At 68.3% G+C, this 3,431-nt stretch carries 1 protein-coding gene and 1 pseudogene; one reads left to right on the plus strand and one right to left on the minus strand.

Annotated features, from left to right (window positions below; genetic code table 11):
• Positions 1-152: 152 nt before the first annotated feature.
• Positions 153-1,901 (minus strand): bifunctional phosphoribosylaminoimidazolecarboxamide formyltransferase/IMP cyclohydrolase, encoded by a 1,749-nt coding sequence (purH, locus tag LQV45_RS21710; RefSeq protein ID WP_230008775.1) that lies wholly within the window; start codon positions 1,899-1,901, stop codon positions 153-155.
• A 150-nt stretch (positions 1,902-2,051) separates the two neighbouring features.
• Here purH and LQV45_RS21715 point away from each other — a divergent pair.
• Positions 2,052-3,325, plus strand: a pseudogene (locus tag LQV45_RS21715) (MFS transporter).
• Positions 3,326-3,431 lie beyond the last annotated feature (106 nt).

The following is a 3,431-nucleotide window of genomic DNA, read 5'->3' on the forward strand; positions in this document are numbered from 1 at the left end:
GGCATGCGCCGGGTGCGAGTGAAGGACTTACGCCCGGTGAACCACCTGAGGCTTACGCCCGGTGAACCACCTGAGGCTTACGCCCGGTGAACCACCTGAGGCTTACGCCCGGTGAACCACCTGAGGCTTACGCCCGGTGAACCACCTGAGGCTTACGCCTCAAGGACCACCGGGATGATCATGGGCTTGCGGCGCAGCTTGCGGTTGACCCACGTGCCGACGACCCGGCGGACGACCTGCTGCAGCTGGTGCGTCGTGTGGTCCGTGCGGTTCAGCACGGCTTCTTCGAGGGCCTCATTGATCTTGGGGATGATCTCGTCAAAGACGGAATCGTCCTCGGCCACGCCGCGGGCGTGGATTTCCGGCCCGGACACCACCTTGCCGGTGGCACGGTGGATGACCGTGATGATGGAGATGAAGCCCTCATCGCCGAGGGTCTGACGGTCCTTGAGGTCTGCTTCGGTGACCTCGCCGACGCTGGAGCCGTCGACGTAGACGAAGCCAACCTCGACCTGGCCCACGATGTCGGCCTGGTGGTCGCGAAGATCGATCACTGTGCCGTTGTCCGCGAGCAGGATGGCGTTGGACTTCGCCGCGCGGCACGCGGTCCAGGCGAACGCGAGGTCGGCCAGAGTGGCGGCGTCGGCGGCGGCGCCCGCGGCCAGGGTCCAGTTCGCGGGGGTGTCGCCGTCGGCGTCGACCTTGTCCGTGGCCTGTACCAGCATGCCGCCGGAGACCTGGCGGAACTCGGTCGGGTAGCGGCCGTATCCGTCCGGGAGGGCCAGGAGGCGGATGTTCTTCTTCTTGGACAGGATCTCCACTGCCTCGTCGTCGAAGCCCGGCGCGATGACGACCTCCGTAAAGATGCCGGCGACGGTCCGCGCCATCCCGGCGGTGACCGTGCGGTTCGCGGCGATGACGCCGCCGAACGCGGACACGGGATCGCAGGCGTGGGCCTTGGCGTGGGCGTCGGCGATCGGGTCGGCCGCCGACGCGGACCCCACGGCCACGCCGCACGGGTTGGCGTGCTTGATGATGGCGACGGCGGGCTCGGCGAAGTCGAAGGCGGCGCGCAGGGCGGCGTCGGCGTCGACGAAGTTGTTGTAGCTCATGGCCTTGCCGTGCAGCTGGTCGGCCTGGGCGATGCCGGCCGGGGCGGCCTTGTCCACGTACAGTGCGGCCTGCTGGTGCGGGTTTTCGCCGTAGCGGAGCACCTCTGAGCGTTCCAGGGCCAAACCGGCGTAGGCGGGCCAGTCGATCACGCCGTCGCCGTCCTCGTCGCGGAACTGGCTGGCGGTCCAGGTGGCCACGGCGGTGTCGTAGGCCGCGGTGTGCGCGAACGCCTTGGCGGCGAGCCGGCGGCGGGTCTTCAGGTCAAAACCGCCCGAGGCGGCGGCCTCCACCACGGCACCGTAGGACGCCGGGTCCACCACGATGGCGACGGCGGCGTGGTTCTTCGCGGCGGAGCGCACCATCGCGGGACCCCCGATGTCGATCTGTTCGACGACGTCGTCCGGCGCGGCACCGGACTTCACGGTCTCCACGAAGGGGTAGAGGTTGACGACGACGAGGTCGAACGGCTCGATCTCCATGTCCGCCAGGGTCTGCATGTGGGCCGGGACGCGGCGGTCCGCGAGGATGCCGCCGTGCACGCGCGGGTGCAGGGTCTTGACGCGGCCGTCCAGCATTTCCGGGGAGCCGGTGACTTCCTCGACTTCCTGCACGGGGATGCCCGCGGCGGCGATCTTCTTGGCCGTGGAGCCGGTGGAAACGATCTTGACGCCGGCGGCGTGCAGGCCCTGAGCGAGCTCCTCCAGACCGGTCTTGTCGTAGACCGAAATCAGTGCCCGGTGGATGGGAACTCGGTCGATGGATACACGGTCAAGCTGCGTGAAGCTCACAAAAGTCTCCGTCTTATATCGCGGCGGGGCCGCGGGTGGTGGGGATGCGGCCAGTTTATCGCGTCCCGCCGCCGGGCCCTCCCGCGCGCCGGAGTGTGAAGCACGCGCAGGCCGCGGCCCGGCCACGTAGAGTTTTCACAGGAGGCCAAGATGAACACGTACACCACTGTGCCCAGCGGCGAACAGGTGGTCCAGGAACTGCCGTGGCGGTGGAAGGTCCAGGGCCGGATCTTCCTGATCGGCGGACTGGGCTTCATGTTCGATGCGTGGGACGTCACCCTCAACGGCATCCTCATTCCGTTGCTGTCCAAGCACTGGTCGCTGAGCCCGGGCGATGCCGCCTGGATCGGCACGGCGAACCTCATTGGCATGGCCCTGGGCGCGTTCGTCTGGGGCACCATCGCGGACACCATCGGCCGCAAGAAGGCCTTCACCGCGACCCTGCTGATTTTCTCCATCTTCACCGTGCTCGGCGCCTTCTCCCCCGACTTCATGTGGTTCGTCGTGTTCCGGTTCCTGGCCGGGTTCGGCCTGGGCGGCTGCATCCCGGTGGACTACGCGCTGGTGGGCGAGTTCACCCCGCGCAAACAGCGCGGCCGGGTGCTCACCGCGATGGACGGCTGGTGGCCGATCGGCGCGGCCCTCTGCGGTTTTGTCTCCGCCGGGCTGGTCGCGGCCTTCGCGGACTGGCGGCTGACCATGCTGGTCATGGTGACGAGGCCGCCAAGGTGATCGACGCCCTGGTCCAGGCCACCGGCGCCGAGGCCCGCGTCTACAGCCTGCCCGCACCGCAGGATGCACCACGCCTCTCGGCGGGGAGTGCGTGGACGCAGTTGCGCGCCCTCTGGCAGTTCAACTGGAAGATCACGACGGCGGCATGGGCCCTGTTCTTCAGCATCCTGCTCGTCTACTACCTGTCGCTGACGTGGATGCCGCGGATCCTGATCGGCGCCGGCTTCGAGGAGTACAAGGCCTTCCTGACCACGGCGTCGATGGCCGCCGTCGGACTCCTGGGCGTGGTGGTGGCCGCCCTGCTGGTGGAGCGGGTGGGCCGCAAGTGGATCCTGGCGATCACCGGACCGCTGTCCGCGCTGACGCTGGTGATCGTGGCGATCGTGGTGGACATTCCCACCGCCGCCGTGTTCTGGCTCCTGGTGTTCGGCTTCGTGGTGCAGGTGGCCATCCCGGTGCTCTACACCTACGTCTCCGAGCTCTACCCCACGGAACTGCGCGGCTCCGGCTTCGGCTGGGCCTCGACGTTCTCCCGGCTCGGCGCCGGGTTCGGTCCGCTGATCTTCGCGGCCTTCCTGTGGCCGGAACTGGGGCTCGCGACGTCGTTCGCCCTGGCCGGCGGCCTCGTGCTGCTCTCCGTGCTGTGGATGGCGTTCTTCGCCCCCGAGACGAAGCAGCGCCGGCTCGAGTAACGCGCCCACCACTCGATGCGCTATCACTTCAGGCTGTTCTGAGCGCTGATAGCCACCCCAAGTGATAGCGCATCGGGGAAATTACGACGGCGCCCCTCACCTGCGA

Source organism: Microbacterium sp. Bi128, from assembly GCF_918698205.1.